Raw genomic sequence first — 16,985 nt, 5'->3', positions numbered from 1 at the left:
ACGGCCCGAACGCCCCGGGCACGTCTCGCCAGGCGATCCCACACCGGTACCGATAAATAATGCCCTCGACCATCGAGCGGGCATCCTGAAAGGGCCTGCCCCGCTTGCCTGTCCGAGTCGGAAGCAAATCTTCAATCAACGACCACTGAGCATCGGTGAGCAACTGAAACCGCGACATGACTCAAGCCTCGGGCACAACATCCAAAATCTTTGCCAGACACGCCCTAGCCGCCGCGGTCAACGCCACCAGCCGGGAGGTGGCCCGCAGGTACTTTTTTCGGTATCCCCCGGCCAGCATCTCCTCGCTGAAGATGGTGTCCAGCTTCGTCCCCGAGGCCACGACGGGAACGCCCGCGTCATAGAGCCGGTCGGTGAGCGACACCAGCCTCAGCGCGACGTTCTGGTCGTCGATGCCGTGCACGCCGGTCACGAACACCGCACGCACGCCATCGATCAGCGCCAGGTAGCGCGACGGGTGCATGGTGGCCAGGTGCGCGCACAGCGCATCGAAGTCGTCGAGCGTACTGCCCTCGACCTGCGCGGCGCGCGCGGCCACCTCGTCATCCGACAGCGGCTGGGGCGCCGGCGGCAGACCGCGGTGCCGGTAGTCGGGCCCCTCGATTCGCACCGTCGTGAAAATGCTTGCCAGCGTGTTGATTTCACGCAAGAAATCCTGTGCGGCGAAGCGGCCCTCGCCGAGCTGCTCGGGCAGCGTGTTGGAGGTGGCGGCCACCGACACCCCACGCTCGACCAGCGACGAGAGCAACCGCGAGATCAGCGTGGTGTTGCCCGGGTCGTCGAGTTCGAATTCGTCGATGCAGACCGCCGTGTAGTCGGCCAGCAACTCGACGCACTCGACGAAGCCGAACACCCCGGCCAGCTGGGTCAGCTCCCCGAACGTCGCAAACGCCTTGCGGGCCAAACCATCGGGCGACGCTCCCGGCCCGGCACCGGGCAGCTCGTGGTAGGCCGACGCCAGCAGGTGTGTCTTGCCCACGCCGAACCCGCCATCCAGGTACAGCCCGACGCCGGGCAGAAGTTCGCGCCGCCCCAACAACTTTCGGCGGCCGGCGCGACGCTGCACGGCCTGCCGGCAGAAGTCGCGGCATGCCACCACCGCGGCCGCCTGCGTCGGCTCCGCCGGATCGGGCCGATACGTCGCGAAGCTCACGTCGGCGAACGTCGGTGGCGGCCTCAATTGGGCGATCAGCCGCTCCGCTGACACCGTAGGGTGCCGATCCACCAGGTGCGCCACGCCGCCCGCAGCGCCCGCGGAGGTGGACCCGTGCATGCAGGCACTGTAGCGACGTGCTGCAATCGAACCCATGCCCGACTCTGGCGCCGCACTGTCGCTGCTCGGATCGGTGCGCGGACTCGACGACGGCGACCTCCCCCAGCTCTATGCCTATCCCGAACACGACGGGACGTGGGTGCGGGCGAACTTCATCACCAGCGTCGACGGCGGGGCCACCTCGGGTGGCAGCAGCGGCGCGATGGGCGGCCCGGGCGACCGATTCATCTTCAACCTGCTGCGTGAACTCGCCGACGTCATCGTCGTCGGGGCGGGCACCGTACGGGTCGAGGGCTACTCCGGGGCGCAACTCAGCGTCACCCAGCGTCAGCACCGGCAGGCCCGCGGGCAAACCGAGGTTCCGCAGCTGGCGATCGTGACCGGATCGGGCAATGTCAGCCGGGACATGGCGGTGTTCACCCGCACCGAGGTGCAGCCCCTGGTGCTCACCTGCACCGCGGCGCTCGAGCAGATTCGCCGGGCGCTCGGCGGCCTGTGCGAGGTGCTCGACTGCTCGGGCAGCGATCCCGAAACGGTGGACGAGGCCGCTCTGCTGATGGCCCTCGGCGCGCGCGGCATGCGCCGCATACTCACCGAGGGCGGCCCCACGCTGCTGGACAGGCTGATCCGGCGCGACCTGCTCGACGAGCTGTGCCTGACGATCGCGCCCTGCCTCGTCGGCGGCCAGGCACGACGCATCGCGAGCGGCTCGGGGCAACTGCTCACCCGGATGCGGTGTGTCCATGTCCTGACCGACGACGCCGGCTACCTTTACACCCGCTACGTCAAGGCCTAGCTACTGTGGTCGGCATGAGTCGGCCGTACACCTGCGCCACGATCCTGGTTGCGGTGACCGCGTTGCTGGCCGGTTGCGTCCCGGGTCTGGCCGCCAATCCGCGGTTCGCCACCAATTCCGGTGCGCGACCGCAGGGAGCGGCGACCTCCAAGCCGCCGCCCAGCGGCCCGCCGCCGCTCGCGGCGCCCAAGAACGACCTGGCGTGGCACGACTGCACCTCGCGGGTGTTCGCCGACGCGGCGGTGCCCGCCGCCGCCGGTGTCCAGTTGGACTGCGCCAGCTACGACGCCGACCTGGACCCGGTCAACGGCGGGGGCGGCAGCCTGAGCATCGGCGTGGTGCGCGCCCGCTCCAACCAGACACCCCACGATGCCGGCCCGCTGGTCTTCACCACCGGCTCCGATCTGCCGTCCTCGGCGCAGCTGCCGGTCTGGTTGTCCCGGTCGGGCGCCGAGGTGCTGGCCAGCCACCCCGTCGTCTCCGTCGACCGGCGCGGCATCGGCATGTCGAGCCCCATCGACTGCCGGGACAAATTCGACCGCCAACAAATGCGCGACCAGTCGCAGTTCCAGGCCGGCGACGATCCGGTGGCCAACCTGTCCGAGGTGTCCAACACCGCCACCACCAACTGCGGCGACGCCGTCGGCATCGGGCCGAACGCATCCTCGTACGACGACGCGCACGCCGCCTCGGACATCGAGCGGCTGCGCGCCCTGTGGGACGTGCCGGCCCTGGCCCTGGTCGGCATCGGCAACGGCGCCCAGGTGGCGCTGGCCTACGCCGGAGCGCGGCCGGACAAGGTTTCCCGGCTGATCCTCGACTCACCGGTTGCGTTGGGCACCAGCGCCGAGGCCGCCGCCGAGCAGCAGGTCAAGGGACAGCAGGCCGCGCTCGACGCCTTCGCCGCCCAATGCATCGCGGTGAACTGCGCGCTGGGCGCGGACCCCAAGGGCGCCGTCTCCGCCCTGCTGGCCGACGCCCGCGCCGGCCATGGCCCCGGCGGCGCGTCGGTGGCGCAGGTGGCCAACGCCATCACCGTCGCGCTGGGCTATCCCTCGGGCGGCCGCGTCAACGCCACCACCGACCTGGCCAACGCGCTGGCGGGCGCGCGGTCTGGCGACACCAACGCGCTGAACAATCTGATCAACCACGCCAACGCCGTCCAGGACTCCGACGGCCAGTTCGTCAACGTGTGCAGCGACGCGGTCAACCGCCCCACCCCGGACCGGGTGCGCGAACTCGTCGTCGCCTGGGGCAAGCTCTACCCCGAATTCGGCACCGTCGGCGCGCTCAACATGGTCAAGTGCGTGCACTGGCCCACCAGCTCCCCGCCGCCCACGCCGAAGACCCTCAAGGTCGACGTGCTGCTGCTCGGCGTGCAGAACGACCCCATCGTCGGCACGGACGGCGTCGCGGCGACCGCGGCCGGCGTCATCAACGCCAACGCCGCCAGCAAGCGGGTGATGTGGCAGGGCATCGGGCACGGCGCCAGCATCTTCTCCGGCTGCGCCGTGCCGCCGCTGATCGGCTACCTCAACAGCGGCAAATTGCCCAACACCGACACCTACTGCCCGGCCTGACGCTGCTTTCGGGCGCACACCGGCGCCGGTGTACGGTGCGCTGGTGACGGCAGCTGAATCGACCCGAACCGGCCTGCGCGATCGGACACTGGCCGCCTGTAGTCCCCGCACCGGCGCGCCGAGCGTCGCGGCCGTGCTGCGGTACGCGTTGTGGCCGATAGCCATCTTCTCGGTGCTGCACCGCAGCATTCCGCTTTCCATCAACGGCAACATCACCGACGACTTCAAACCCGTATATCGCGCGGTACTCAACTTCCGGCGCGGCTGGGACATCTACAACGAGCACTTCGACTACGTCGACCCGCACTATCTGTACCCGCCGGGCGGCACGCTGCTGATGGCCCCTTTCGGGTACCTGCCGTTCACTCCGTCGCGGTTTCTGTTCATCCTGATCAACACCCTCGCGATTTTGATCGCCTGGTACCTGCTGCTGCGGATGTTCAATTTCACGCTGGCCTCGGTGGCCGCGCCCGCGCTGCTGCTGGCCATGTTCTGCACCGAAAGCGTCACCAGCACGCTGGTGTTCACCAACATCAACGGCTGCGTCCTGCTGGCCGAGATGCTGTTTTTGCGCTGGCTGCTGGACGGGCGGGTGAGCCGGCAGTGGTGGGCCGGCATTGCCATCGGGCTGACGCTCACGCTCAAGCCCGTACTGGGCCCACTGCTGTTGTTACCCCTGCTGAACCGGCAGTGGCGGACGCTGGTGCCGGCCATCGCGGTGCCCGTCGTCGTCAATCTGGCGGCGTGGCCGCTGGTGAGCGACCCGATGGACTTCGTCACCAAAACGCTGCCCTACATCGGGGGCACCCGCGACTACTTCAACAGCTCGATCGAGGGCAACGGCGTGTACTTCGGCCTGCCCACCTGGCTGATCGTGTTCATGCGAATCCTGTTCGTGCTGATCACGATCGGCGCGCTGTGGCTGTTGTACCGCTACTACCGCACCCGCGACCCGCTGTTCTGGTTCACCAGCTCCTCGGGCGTGCTGCTGCTGTGTTCCTGGCTGGTGCTCCCGCTGGCGCAGGGCTACTACTCGATGATGCTCTTCCCGTTCCTGATGACGGTGGTGCTGCGCAACTCGCTGATCCGCAATTGGCCGGCCTGGCTGGGGATCTATGGGTTCATGACGCTGGACGACTGGCTGATCTACCGGGCGATGCGGTACGGCCGCGCACTGCATTACCTCAAGATCACCTACGGTTGGTCGCTGCTGCTGATCGTCGCGTTCACCGTGCTGCTCTACCGGTACCTGGACGCCAAGGCCGAAAACCGGCTGGACGAGGGCATCGATCCGGCGTGGCTGACGGACGAGCGCGAGCGAGCTAGCGTGGAGCCATGACTTCCCCCGACGTGTCGCGTCCGAAGGTGCAACTCAGCGACGATGAGTGGCGCAAGAAACTGTCCCCAGAAGAGTTCTACGTGCTGCGTCAGGCCGGCACCGAGCGGCCCTTCACCGGTGAATACACCGACACCAAGACCGAAGGCGTGTACCAGTGCCGGGCCTGCGGTGCCGAATTGTTCCGCAGCACAGAGAAATTCGAGTCGCATTGCGGGTGGCCGTCGTTCTTCGACCCGGCGAACTCCGACGCGGTGATCCTGCGCCCCGACCATTCGATGGGCACCACGCGCACCGAGGTGTTGTGCGCGAACTGCCACAGCCACCTGGGCCACGTGTTCGCCGGCGAGGGCTATCCGACACCGACGGATCAGCGCTACTGCATCAACTCGGTCTCGTTGCGGCTGGTGCCGGCGGGCGGATAGGGCGGATAGGGCGCGCGGCTCCCGTGCACCCAGGCGGCCCAGGTGCCGCGGGTGCCACGGGTGCCACGGGTGCCACGACACTTAACCGGTTGCGACGACACGCCGAAAAGGATCGCAGCGGTTTAAGTCTCGCGGGATCTTACCGACACATCGTGGCGTCTTTGACGTTGTGGAGGACGTATTCGTGGGCAGCGAGGCAGCGCGGCTCGGGCTCGTGAGCCCGTATCAGTTGCGGACATGCTTCCGCGCGATCTATCCGGACATCTATCTGTCGAACGCTGCGACATTGTCGCTGAGAACGCGGTCGACCGGGGCGTTTCTGTGGTCAGGGCGGCGCGGGGTCGTGGCGGGACTCGCCGCGGCGGCGCTGCACGGGTCGCAGTGGATCGACGACGACGAGCCCATCGAGTTGATCTGGCGCAACCCGCATCCGCCTCGCGGTGTGATCACCCGAAATCAGCGCATCCAGCCGGACGAAGTCACCCGGATTAGCGGCCTGCCGGTGACCACTGTCGCCAGGACCGCGTTCGACCTTGCCCGGCAAGCGCCCATCGGCGAGGCGGTGGCGCGGATCGACGCGTTGATGCGTGCCACACCGTTCTCGCGCGAGGATGTGCTGCTGCTGGCCAAGCGATACCGCGGTGCGCGCGGCCTGCGGGTGCTGCGATCAGCGCTCCCGTTGGTAGATCCCGGCGCCGCCTCGCCCAAGGAGACATGGCTGCGTTTGCTGTTGATCGAGGCCGGCCTGCCCGCCCCGGCCACGCAGTTACCGGTGCAACAGAATTGGCGGCTTATCGCCTGCCTCGACATGGGCTGGGAAGAGTACAAAGTGGCCGCAGAGTACGACGGCGATCACCACCGCACGAACCGTAGGCAGTACGCGCGCGACCAGCGCCGGCTGCGCACGCTTGACGACCTGGGGTGGACGGTCATCCGGGTGATCGCCGACGACAAGCCGGACGACGTTGTGGGCCGCGTGCGCCGTGCGCTCATCCGCCGCGGATACCGCGACACTTAACCGGTTGCGACGACACGCCGAAAAGGATCGCAGCAGTTTAAGTTTCGCGGCATGGGGAGGGTGCGGAGCGGCCCGGGGCGGCCCGGCATGGGGAGGGCGCGGAGCGGCCCGGGGCGGCCCGGCATGGGGAGGCCGCGGTCGGCCTCGACGTCAGTCGACCCGCGTGGCGTGCACTTCCCAGAACGGGGCGTGCGCCCGTTCGCCCTCGAGCCACGGCTCGATCACCCGGAAGCGCTCCAGCAACTTCTCCGCCTGATCGGCCATGTCGGGATTGCGCGCCGCCATCGCCTCGATGGACTCGACGCTGACGTTGACCCGATAGGTGGTGGTGCCCAAATACGTGATCTCCCAGCCACCGTCGGGCAGCACGTCGCGAAAGTCGTTCTCGGACAACGACCGCAGCATCTTGAAGCCATTGACGTTGTGCTCGCCGAACTCGTACATGTACAGCCGCGCGCCCGGCTTGGTGGCGCGGTGCAGCGCCCGCACGTACGAGCTGCGCAGCTCGGGCTCGGTGCTGAAGGTGTGGTAGAAGGCGCAGTCGACCACCGTGTCGAACCGGCCGTCGAACCCGTCCAGCTTCGTCGCGTCGGCCAGCTCGAAATTGACCGACACACCGGCCTTTTGGGCGTTCTCCCGGGCCCGCTCGATGGCGGTCGCCGACCCGTCGATGCCGGTCGCCGAAAAGCCCTTGGACGCGTAGTAGATGGCGTGGTGGCCCGGGCCGGTGCCCGGGTCGAGCACCTCGCCCTTGATCGCTCCCAGCGCGACGAGCTGCTGGACCACCGGCTGCGGGCCGCCGATGTCCCACGGCGTGGCGGCCGGCAGGCCATGCGACGTCCGCTGGTCGCGGTACATTTCCTCGAAGCGGGTGGGGTCGTTGGGGTCGAACGGCGCGGTTGTCATGGCAGCGCATTCACCAGCTGCTCGACGGACACCCGGGGGCCGGTGAAAAACGGCGTCTCCTCGCGGGTGTGCCGACGGGCGTCGGTGGCACGCAGCTCGCGCATCAGGTCGACGATGCGGTGCAGTTCGGGAGCCTCGAAGGCCAGGATCCACTCGTAATCACCGAGCGCGAACGCCGGGACCGTGTTGGCGCGCACGTCCTTGTATTCGCGCGCGGCCATGCCGTGCTCAGCGAGCATGCGACGGCGTTCATCATCGGGCAGCAGGTACCACTCATAGGACCGCACGAAGGGATACACGCAGACGTAGGCGCCGGGTTCCTCGCCGGCGAGGAACGCCGGGATGTGGCTCTTGTTGAACTCGGCCGGACGATGCAGCGCCACGCTGCTCCACACCGGCGCGCTGACCCGGCCCAGCGCCGTCGTGCGCCGGAAATCGGCGTAGGTGGCCTGCAGCGCCTCGACGCGCTCGGCGTGGGTCCAGATCATGAAATCGGCGTCGGCCCGCAGGCCCGCGACGTCGTAGAGGCCGCGCACCACGACGCCGCGCTCCTCCTGCTGCTTGAAAAACGTCGACGCTTCATCGACGACGTCTTCGCGCTGTTCGCCCAGCTCACCCGGCTCGACGGAGAACACCGAGAACATCAGGTAGCGGATCTGGGAATTGAGCGAGTCGTAGTCGAGCTTTGGCATGGAACCTATCGTGCCACTTGCGCGTCCAAGTCTCCGATGGCGCTGATCACACGTTCGACCGCGCGCCCCGCCGCGCCGACGCAGGCCGGCACGCCGATGCCGTCCAGATAACTACCGGCCACCGCCAGCGTCGGGGGCAGGCCCGCGCGCACCTCGGCCACCAGATCGGCATGGCCGGGACCGTACTGCGGCATCGCATTGATCCAGCGCCGAATGCGGACGTCGACGGGGTCGACGGTGAGCCCGAACACGGTGGCCAGGTCGCCCACCGCCCAGCTCAGCAGCTCGTCGTCGGGGGTGTCCGCCGCGACGCGATCGCCGAACCGCCCGAACGACAGCCGCAGCAGCTGCGCGTCGCCGCGGAGGCCCCATTTGCGTGACGACAGCGTGATGGCCTTGGCTCGCAGCCACTCACCGGTCGCCACCAGCACGCCCGAACACTGCGGGAACGCGGTATCGGCAGGCACGGCCAGCGCCATCACCACCGACGAGGCGCTGGTGATGCGCCCGACGACGGCGGCGCTGCGCGGGGCCGCCCCGGCCAGCAGCCGGGCACATTCCCCCGCCGGGACGGCCAGGATCACCGCGTCGGCGGGCCAGCGAGCGCCGGTGTCGTCGATCACCGTCCAGCCCGCGCCGGCGGGCTCGAGCCGCGACACCGCGGCGCGCACCCGGCGCGGGCGAGCACGCGCGACGAGCTCGTCGATCAGCACCTGGTAGCCGCCCTCGAGCGCGCCGAACACCGGCGCGCCGGTGACCGGCGGCAGCGCCTGACGGATCGCGTCGGTGAGGCTGGTGGCGCCGCGGTCCAGGGCCACCGCCACCGTCGGGGCCGCCGCGCGCAGCCCGATGGTGGCCGCCGAGCCGGCATACACCCCGCTCAGCAGGGGATCCACCGACCGCGACACCACCTGGTCGCCGAACCGCTCGCCCACCAGGTCGGCCACCGCGGGGTCGCCGCCCGCCCGCCAGGCGAGCGGGCGGCTGGGTTCGGCCTCGATGCGGGCCACCGTGGCCTCGTCGACCAGTCCCGCCACCGAGGCCGCCGACGACGGGATCCCGACGACGGTGCCCGTCGGCAGCGCACACAACTGCCGGCCGCTGTAGATCAGCGGGCGCGCGCCGGTCGAAACCCGCTGGCGCTCAGCCAAATTGAGCTCCGCGAGCAGCGCCGGCATTTCGGGGCGGCGCAGCACGAATGCCTCGGCACCCAAATCCATCGGCTGTCCGCCGACCGGCTCGGTGCGCAGCACCCCGCCGAGCCTTTCCCCCGGGTCGAACAGCGCGATCGCCGCGCCTTCACCGGCGGCCGCGCGGAGCCGATAGGCCGCCGTCAGGCCCGAAATACCGCCCCCCACAACGCAATACGAGGGGGCACTCATAGGGAATGGACCAGCGACACCAGGTCGGTCAGCACACCGGGATCGGTCTCGGGCAGCACGCCGTGGCCCAGGTTGAAGACGTGGCCCGCGGCGCCGGCGTCGACCGCCCGCCGGCCCTCGTCGACGACGGCGCGCGCCGCGCGTTCCACCACCGGCCAGCCCGCCAGCACCGCGACCGGATCGAGGTTGCCCTGCAACGCCGTACCGGGTTGAACACGGGCGGCCGCGTCGGGCAGCGCGGTCCGCCAATCGACGCCCACCACGTTCGCGCCGACCGACGACATCGCGCCCAGCAGTTCGGCGGTGCCGACCCCGAAGTGGGTCATCGGCACGCCGTAGCCGGCCAGGGCGGCGAACACCCGGGCGCTGTGCGGCTGCACGTAAGTGCGATAGTTCGCCAGGGACAGCGCCCCGGCCCACGAGTCGAACACCTGAATGGCGTCCACCCCGGCGTCGAGCTGCACCCGCAGGAAGCCCACCGTGATGTCGGTCAGCTTCTCCATCAGCGCATGCCAGGTATCCGGCTCGGCCAGCATCATCGCCTTGGTGCGCGCATGGTGACGGCTCGGGCCGCCCTCGATCAGATAGGACGCCAGGGTGAACGGCGCGCCCGCGAAACCGATCAGCGGGACGTCGCCCAGCGCGGACACCAGCAGCGACACCGCGTCGGAAACCGGCTGAACCCGTTGCCGGTCAAGGGGTTTGATGGCCTGTACCGCGGCGGCGGTGCGCACCGGCGACTCGATCACCGGCCCCACCCCGGCGACGATGTCCAGGTCGACGCCCGCCCCGCGCAGCGGCACCACGATGTCGGAGAACAAGATCGCCGCGTCGACGTCGTGGCGACGCACCGGCTGCAGGGTGATCTCGCAGACCAACTCGGCGTCGAAGCAGGCCGACAACATGTCGGTCTGGGCCCGCAGCGCCCGGTATTCGGGCAGCGAGCGACCGGCCTGGCGCATGAACCACACCGGCACCCGGTTGGGCTTGCGGCCGCTGGCGGCCGCCAGATACGGCGACTCGGGAAGGTCGCGGCGAGTACTCATCAGCCTCAATGCTGCCATGGGGGCTTATAACCGCTTGCGTAACATCATCCCGATGCCAGTCAACTACGACGAGTTCCCAAGTCTGCGCCGCGAGCTCGGGGACAACGGGGTGCTGACGCTGGTGCTCGATTCCCCCGGCCTCAATTCGGTCGGGCCGCAGATGCACCGCGACCTCGCCGACATCTGGCCGGTGATCGACCGCGATCCGGCGGTGCGCGCCGTCCTGGTCCGCGGCGAGGGCAAGGCCTTCTCCTCCGGCGGCAGCTTCGACCTGATCGACGAGACCATCAGCGACTACGAGGGCCGGATCCGCATCATGCGCGAGGCCCGCGACCTGGTGCACAACATGATCAACTGCGACACCCCGGTCGTGTCGGCGATCCGGGGGCCGGCGGTGGGCGCGGGTCTGGTGGTGGCCCTGCTCGCCGACATCTCGGTGGCGGGCCGGACCGCGAAGCTGATCGACGGGCACACCAAGCTCGGCGTGGCGGCCGGCGACCACGCCGCGATCTGCTGGCCGCTGCTGGTCGGCATGGCCAAGGCCAAGTACTACCTGCTGACCTGCGAGACGCTGCTGGGTGAGGAAGCCGAGCGCATCGGGCTGGTGTCGACCTGCGTCGACGACGACGACGTGCTGAGCACCGCCGCCCGCATCGCCGAGAACCTGGCGCAGGGCGCGCAGCACGCGATCCAATGGACCAAACGCAGCCTCAACCATTGGTATCGCATGATGGGCCCCACCTTCGAGACATCGGTGGGCCTGGAATTCCTCAGTTTCAGCGGCCCCGACGTGCAGGAAGGCCTGGCCGCGCACCGCGAGAAACGCCAGGCCCGTTTCACCCGCTAATCACCTCTGAGCTGCACATATAGCTTTGGTGGAGGCCCGGTAACGGCTTGATCGCGGCGGGTTTGAAACCCGGCGCGCCTGTCGCGGCGTGTCGGACTGTGGGTCTACCGTCGATCCCTGTGACCCGTGCCGTGACGACGCAGAACGGTCGGGATGGACAGGAGCGGCGCCAAGTGACCTCATCCGAACCGGCCCCCTTCCGCGAGGCGGTAGCGGCGATGAACGCCGTCGTCGTGCGGCCGGAGATCGAGTTGGGTCCCATCCGGCCACCGCAACGCTTGGCTCCCCACAGCTACGCTCTGGGCGCCGAGGTCAAACATCCCGATCACGACATCATTCCCGAACGGTCCGACGGCGACGCCTTCGGACGGTTGATCCTGCTCTACGATCCCGAGGGGGCCGACGCGTGGGACGGCACCATCCGCATGGTCGCCTACATCCAGGCCGACCTCGACCCCAGTGAGGCGGTTGACCCGCTGCTGCCCGAAGTAGCGTGGAGCTGGCTAGTCGAGGCACTGGAGTCACGTATGGAACAAGTCGTCGCCCTGGGCGGCACCGTCACCGCCACCACATCGGTGCGCTACGGAGACATCTCCGGGCCGCCGCGCGCGCACCAGCTCGAGCTGCGCGCGTCATGGACCGCGACCTCACCCGCGGTCGGTGGCCATGTCGAGGCGTTCTGCGAGGTGCTGGAGCATGCCGCGGGCCTACCACCCGCCGGAGTCACCGACCTGAGCTCACGGTCACGCGCCTAGCATGGGCGAACCGGCGGCCGACTCGCCGGGCGGCAGCGCGCCCGGCGACGCAGGCACCGACCCCGCGCCCACCCCGCTGCCGCACCCTACCGAGGGCGTCCCGCCGATCTCGGTGAGCGTCCGCGACATCGAGGCCGCCGCGCAGCGACTGGACCGTGGCCACGGGCCCTTCGCGGTGGACGCCGAGCGGGCGTCGGGTTTCCGCTACTCCAACCGGGCCTACCTGATTCAGGTCCGGCGGGCCGGCTCCGGCACCGTTCTCATCGATCCGGTGAGCCACGGCGCCGACCCGCTGCAGGCCCTGCGGCCGGTGGCCGAGGTGCTGGGCACCGACGAATGGATCCTGCACGCGGCCGACCAGGACCTGCCCTGCCTGGCGGAGGTGGGCCTGCGGCCACCGGCGCTGTACGACACCGAACTCGCCGGACGACTGGCCGGGTTCGAACGGGTGAACCTGGCCACCATGGTCGAGCGGCTGCTGGGCTTCGGGCTGGCCAAGGGCCACGGCGCGGCCGACTGGTCCAAGCGGCCGCTGCCCGCCGAGTGGCTCAACTACGCGGCGCTGGACGTGGAGCTGCTCATCGAACTGCGCGCGGCGATCGCCGACGTGCTGGCCGACCAGGGCAAAAGTGATTGGGCCGCACAGGAATTCGATTACCTGCGCGACGCGGGTGCGAAAGATCCGGGGGCCGCCGCGCGCCGGGACCGGTGGCGGCGGACGTCGGGCATCCACCGGGTGCGCGATCAGCGCGGCCTGGCCGCGGTGCGCGAACTGTGGTTGACCCGCGACCGGATCGCGCAGCGCCGCGACATCGCGCCGCGCCGCATCCTGCCCGACTCGGCCATCATCGACGCCGCCCTGGCCAACCCGACGACCGTCGAGGAATTGGTCGCCCTGCCCGTGTTCGGGGGGCGCAATCAGCGGCGCAGCGCCGCGACGTGGCTGGCCGCGCTGGATGAGGCTCGCACCAAGAACCCACCCGCCGACAGCGAACCGGCGAACGGCCCGCCACCGCCGGCGCGATGGAGCAGGCGCAAGCCGGAGGCCGCCGCCCGATTGGAGGCCGCGCGCTCGGCGCTGGCCGAGGTTTCCGAGCGGGTCCGCGTCCCCACCGAGAACCTGGTGTCACCGGAACTGGTGCGACGGCTGTGCTGGGATTGGACGCCCGCGCCCGATCCGCTCGACGCCGTCGAGAACTTTCTGCGCGCCGGCCAGGCCCGCCCGTGGCAGCGGGAACTGGTGGACCCGGTGCTGGCCCGGGCGCTGCAGGCCGCGCCCGCCCAGGATGGTGACGTCGAAATCGACGCCAGCGCGGAAAAGTTCGAGTAAGGGTCGCGGTAGCGTCGATTTCGAATTGGGGCCAGCCGGCTCTCCCCGGCTCCGTCGCGCTCGCGACTTAGTCGAGGTGCTCGCGGATCTCCGCTTCGGCGACGCCGCTGCCCAGCGCGGCGACCCAGCCGGTGATGCGGCGGGCCACATCCTGGTCGGTGAGGGCCAGGTCCGAGAGCAGCTCACCGCGGGCGGCCTGCTCGTAGAACTGCTGCGGCAGCCCGAGGTCGCGGCAGGGGACGTCGATCTCGGCGCGGCGCAGGGCGGCCGAGACCGCCGACCCGACCCCGCCGTTGACCCCGTTGTCCTCGCACGTGACGACGAGTTTGTGCTGCTCGGCCAGCTCTAAAACGCTCGGCGAGACCGGCAGCACCCAGCGCGGGTCGATGACCGTGACGCCGATCCCCTGGTCCTGCAGTCGCCTGGCCACCGCCAGCGCCATCGGCGCGAAGGCGCCGACGCCGATCAGCAGCACGTCGTGGTTGCAGCCGCCGGCCGGGACCGCGAGCACGTCGACGCCCGAGATGCCGGATCCGCGGCGCTCGATGGCCGGGATGTCCTCGCCCACATCGCCTTTGGGGAAACGCAGCGCCGTGGGGCCGTCGTCGACGTCGAGCGCCTCACCGAGCTCCTCGCGCAACCGGGTGGCGTCCCGGGGTGCGGCCACCCGCATGCCGGGCACGATGCCCAGCATCGACAGGTCCCACATGCCGTTGTGGCTGGCGCCGTCCGAACCGGTGATGCCGGCCCGGTCGAGCACCATGGTGACGGGCAGCTTATGCAGGGCCACGTCCATCATGATCTGGTCGAACGCCCGGTTGAGGAACGTCGAGTAGATAGCCACCACCGGGTGCATGCCGCCCATGGCCAGCCCCGCCGCGGAGGTGATCGCGTGCTGCTCGGCGATGCCGACGTCGAACAGGCGGTCGGGGAACTGCTGCCCGAACGGGGTCAGCCCGGTCGGGCCGGGCATGGCCGCGGTGATGGCCACGATGTCGCGGCGCTTGCGGGCGTAACCGATGAGCGCATCGGAAAACGTCGCCGTCCAGCCCGGCCCGGCGATCTTGGTCGCCTGGCCGGTGACCGGGTCGATGACGCCGCAGGAATGCATCTGCTCGGCTTCGTCGTCCTCGGCCGGCGCGAAGCCCATGCCCTTGCGGGTCACCACGTGCACGATCACCGGCCGGCCGAAGCCGCGGGCGTGCCGCAGCGCGGCCTCCACCGCGCGTTCGTCGTGGCCGTCGACCGGGCCGACGTACTTCAGCCCCAGATCGGTGAACAGCAGCTGTGGTGAGAGCGAGTCCTTGATGCCGGCCTTGACGCTGTGCATGACCCGGTAGGCGAGCTTGCCGACCAGCGGCAGCGCGCGCAGCGCGTCGCGGCCCTTCGCCAGGGCCTGCTCGTAGGCCGGCTGCAGCCGCAGCGAGGCGAGATGGTCGGCGACACCGCCGATCGTCGGGGCATAGCTGCGGCCGTTGTCGTTGACCACGATGATGACCGGGCGGTCGGAGGCGGCGATGTTGTTCAGCGCCTCCCAGCACATGCCGCCGGTGAGCGCGCCGTCGCCGACCACCGCCACCACGTGCCGGTTGCGGTGCCCGCTCAGCTCGAAGGCCTTGGCCAGGCCGTCGGCGTAGGACAACGACGCGCTGGCGTGGCTGGACTCCACCCAGTCGTGTTCGCTCTCGGCGCGCGACGGATACCCGGACAGGCCGCCCTTCTTGCGCAGGCTCTCGAACTCGCGGGCCCGCCCCGTCAGCATCTTGTGGACGTAGGCCTGATGGCCGGTGTCGAAGATGATCGGATCGTGAGGTGAGTCGAACACCCGGTGCAGGGCGAGGGTCAGCTCGACCACACCCAGATTGGGCCCCAGGTGTCCCCCGGTGGCAGCAACCTTGTGAATCAGGAACTCGCGAATCTCGGCGGCCAGATCGCGAAGCTGATGCGCAGAAAGGTGCTGCAGATCAGCGGGCCCGCGGATCTGTTCCAGCATCCAGTCAGTCTACGCAGCGGCCGCCGGATGGCACGGTCGCGACGCTCACCGCGCCGACGCCGGGCCGAACAGTTCGGCCAAGGCGTCGTGAAGCTCGGGATCCGCCAGGATGACGACCTCGTCGCCGGCCTCGAGTTCGGTGTCGCCCCGCACCGGCACCAGACCGGTGGTGCGGACCACGATGCTCACCCAGATGTCGCCGACCCGGTCACTGAGACCCTCGACCGTGGACTTCTCGGCCGGGGATCCGGCGGCGACGCTGAAGCGGTGCACCCCCTCCGGTTCGTCGGCGAGTCGCACGCCTATCTCCCACGGCTGGGTCTGCACCGTTCGCATGGGCAGCTGCAACAGCCTGGCGACGCCGGGCACCGAGCTGCCCTGCACGAGCACCGAGAAGACGACCACGATGACCACGATGCCGTACAGACGTTCGGCGTCGGCGATGTGGGCGGCCCGCAGGAACTCGCCCAGCAGGATCGGCACCGCGCCCTTGAGCCCGGCGAACAGCACGAAGATGCGTTCGTTTCGCCGCAGAGCTACGGGAATCAGGCACGCGCCCACCCCCAGCGGCCGAATCAGCACCGTCAGAGCCACAGCGAGGACGAGCCCGGGGATCCACACGTGGGATTGGCCGAGCACGGTGAGATCGACGGTCAAACCCAGGACGGCGAAGGCGACGATTTCCGCCAGACCGGCCAGCGCGGCGTGGAATCGCTTGATCTCCGGCTTGTAGGGCGCGCGGGCGTCGCCGATCACGATGCCGGCCACGAACACGGCCAGAAATCCTGACCCGTGCGCCAGCGTCGCAATGCCGTACAACATCAGGCAGCACGCCAGCGTTCGCAGCGGGTACAGGCCTTCGCTCGGCAACGCCACCCTGCGCATGAACACGAGGAGGGCTCGACCGCCGATCACACCGACGGCCAGGCCGATCACCATCTGCAGAACGAATCGGGTTCCCACGCCGGCGAATCCGGCCGCGCTGAGGCCACCGGCGGCGACCAGGCTGGACATCAAGGAGATGCCCACCGGATCGTTGGCGCCGGACTCGCCCTCCAGGATGGTGCTGCTGCGGCCCCTGATCTCGCGTTTGCCCAGCACGGAGAAGACCACTGCCGGATCGGTGGGAGCGACGGCCGTGGCGACGAGCGCCGCCGGAAACCAGTCGATCCCGCAAACGTAGTGCACCACCAGCGCCGCCCCCGCGGCGGTCAGCGCGGTGCCCACCACGCCCACCGACAGGATCGGGACGGCCGCGGCGCGGAACCGCGACGGCCCGATATGCATGCCGCCGTCGAACAGCACCAGCACCAGCGCGACGGTGATCACCCGCTCCACGGTCTGCTCGGAGGGGGGCTGCACGACGGACACGGAGTGCGCCACGACGGCGGTGCCGATCAGCACGAGCAGGGGCACGGGGATCTTGACCCGCTCGGTCAGCCGGTTCGCCAACACCGCAACCAAGCCGACGCCACTGGCGAACGACACGATCAGCGCGTAACGCAGAGTCTCGGTCACGACGGCACCAATCGGGTGGCCCGTCCTTTGGTGGTGAGCACCTGAGCCTTTCGATCGGTCGACAACGACA

Annotated in this window: 16 protein-coding genes; 8 read left to right on the top strand and 8 right to left on the bottom strand. The window is 69.6% G+C overall.

Going from position 1 to position 16,985, the window contains the following annotated elements; translation table 11 throughout:
- Both BST14_RS31655 and zapE read right to left on the bottom strand, forming a co-directional pair.
- Nucleotides 1–178 (bottom strand): transposase (locus BST14_RS31655; RefSeq protein WP_142279208.1); only part of this gene is annotated, 178 nt, incomplete at its 3' end.
- A gap of 3 nt (nucleotides 179–181) precedes the next feature.
- Nucleotides 182–1,327, bottom strand: coding sequence for a cell division protein ZapE (gene zapE / locus BST14_RS07100; protein ID WP_142279295.1), 1,146 nt, complete (start codon nucleotides 1,325–1,327; stop codon nucleotides 182–184).
- On the opposite strand from zapE, the gene BST14_RS07095 reads away from it, so the two are divergent.
- The 5 genes from BST14_RS07095 to BST14_RS07075 all read left to right on the top strand — a co-directional run bounded on the left by BST14_RS07095 (nucleotide 1,326) and on the right by BST14_RS07075 (nucleotide 6,446).
- A complete protein-coding gene (locus BST14_RS07095; protein WP_083063881.1) occupies nucleotides 1,326–2,087 on the top strand; it encodes a pyrimidine reductase family protein in 762 nt (253 codons plus the stop codon). The two genes, zapE and BST14_RS07095, sit on opposite strands and share 2 nt — an antisense overlap.
- 14 nt (nucleotides 2,088–2,101) lie before the next feature.
- Nucleotides 2,102–3,667 carry an alpha/beta fold hydrolase gene (locus BST14_RS07090; protein WP_083063880.1) on the top strand — a complete coding sequence of 522 codons (1,566 nt, stop codon included), beginning with the start codon at nucleotides 2,102–2,104 and terminating at the stop codon, nucleotides 3,665–3,667.
- Nucleotides 3,668–3,695: 28 nt separating this feature from the next.
- The gene (gene aftC, locus BST14_RS07085) at nucleotides 3,696–5,006 is read left to right on the top strand and encodes an arabinofuranan 3-O-arabinosyltransferase (protein WP_083063879.1); all 1,311 of its coding nucleotides are present in this window, start codon (nucleotides 3,696–3,698) and stop codon (nucleotides 5,004–5,006) included.
- Nucleotides 5,007–5,017: 11 nt separating this feature from the next.
- Nucleotides 5,018–5,428, top strand: coding sequence for a peptide-methionine (R)-S-oxide reductase MsrB (msrB, locus tag BST14_RS07080; RefSeq protein ID WP_142279297.1), 411 nt, complete (start codon nucleotides 5,018–5,020; stop codon nucleotides 5,426–5,428).
- A gap of 169 nt (nucleotides 5,429–5,597) precedes the next feature.
- Entirely contained in the window at nucleotides 5,598–6,446 is an 849-nt protein-coding gene (locus tag BST14_RS07075; RefSeq protein WP_083063877.1) for a type IV toxin-antitoxin system AbiEi family antitoxin, read from the top strand.
- 150 nt (nucleotides 6,447–6,596) lie between these two features.
- On the opposite strand, the gene BST14_RS07070 is transcribed toward BST14_RS07075, so the two are convergent.
- From BST14_RS07070 to hemE, 4 genes are read right to left on the bottom strand one after another with little or no spacing between them, the layout of a single operon-like run.
- Nucleotides 6,597–7,352, bottom strand: coding sequence for a class I SAM-dependent methyltransferase (locus BST14_RS07070; protein WP_083063876.1), 756 nt, complete (start codon nucleotides 7,350–7,352; stop codon nucleotides 6,597–6,599).
- Complete coding sequence (gene hemQ, locus BST14_RS07065) at nucleotides 7,349–8,044, bottom strand: hydrogen peroxide-dependent heme synthase (RefSeq protein WP_083063875.1); 696 nt, start codon at nucleotides 8,042–8,044, stop codon at nucleotides 7,349–7,351. Before hemQ ends, BST14_RS07070 begins: the two co-directional genes overlap by 4 nt.
- Before the next feature lie 5 nt (nucleotides 8,045–8,049).
- Complete coding sequence (locus BST14_RS07060) at nucleotides 8,050–9,426, bottom strand: protoporphyrinogen oxidase (protein ID WP_083063874.1); 1,377 nt, start codon at nucleotides 9,424–9,426, stop codon at nucleotides 8,050–8,052.
- Nucleotides 9,423–10,472 (bottom strand): uroporphyrinogen decarboxylase, encoded by a 1,050-nt coding sequence (gene hemE, locus BST14_RS07055; protein ID WP_083063873.1) that lies wholly within the window; start codon nucleotides 10,470–10,472, stop codon nucleotides 9,423–9,425. Before hemE ends, BST14_RS07060 begins: the two co-directional genes overlap by 4 nt.
- Nucleotides 10,473–10,524: 52 nt before the next feature.
- On the opposite strand from hemE, the gene BST14_RS07050 reads away from it, so the two are divergent.
- From BST14_RS07050 to BST14_RS07040, 3 genes are all read left to right on the top strand, one after another.
- Complete coding sequence (locus BST14_RS07050; RefSeq protein ID WP_142279294.1) at nucleotides 10,525–11,319, top strand: enoyl-CoA hydratase/isomerase family protein; 795 nt, start codon at nucleotides 10,525–10,527, stop codon at nucleotides 11,317–11,319.
- A 131-nt stretch (nucleotides 11,320–11,450) separates the two neighbouring features.
- The gene (locus BST14_RS07045) at nucleotides 11,451–12,074 is read left to right on the top strand and encodes a DUF3000 domain-containing protein (protein WP_083063899.1); all 624 of its coding nucleotides are present in this window, start codon (nucleotides 11,451–11,453) and stop codon (nucleotides 12,072–12,074) included.
- A 1-nt stretch (nucleotide 12,075) separates the two neighbouring features.
- Nucleotides 12,076–13,404 carry an HRDC domain-containing protein gene (locus BST14_RS07040; protein WP_083063872.1) on the top strand — a complete coding sequence of 443 codons (1,329 nt, stop codon included), beginning with the start codon at nucleotides 12,076–12,078 and terminating at the stop codon, nucleotides 13,402–13,404.
- Between the two features lie 67 nt (nucleotides 13,405–13,471).
- On the opposite strand, the gene dxs is transcribed toward BST14_RS07040, so the two are convergent.
- Nucleotides 13,472–15,397, bottom strand: a complete 1,926-nt coding sequence (dxs, locus tag BST14_RS07035; RefSeq protein ID WP_083063871.1) for a 1-deoxy-D-xylulose-5-phosphate synthase — start codon at nucleotides 15,395–15,397, stop codon at nucleotides 13,472–13,474.
- A gap of 45 nt (nucleotides 15,398–15,442) precedes the next feature.
- Nucleotides 15,443–16,915, bottom strand: coding sequence for a cation:proton antiporter domain-containing protein (locus tag BST14_RS07030; protein ID WP_245845328.1), 1,473 nt, complete (start codon nucleotides 16,913–16,915; stop codon nucleotides 15,443–15,445).
- Nucleotides 16,916–16,985 lie beyond the last annotated feature (70 nt).

Origin of the sequence: Mycobacterium arosiense ATCC BAA-1401 = DSM 45069 (assembly GCF_002086125.1) — a bacterium.
GTDB lineage: Bacteria > Actinomycetota > Actinomycetes > Mycobacteriales > Mycobacteriaceae > Mycobacterium > Mycobacterium arosiense.
The sequence above is the reverse complement of the archived record's forward strand: the minus strand, read 5'-3'. Positions and strand labels throughout refer to the sequence as shown.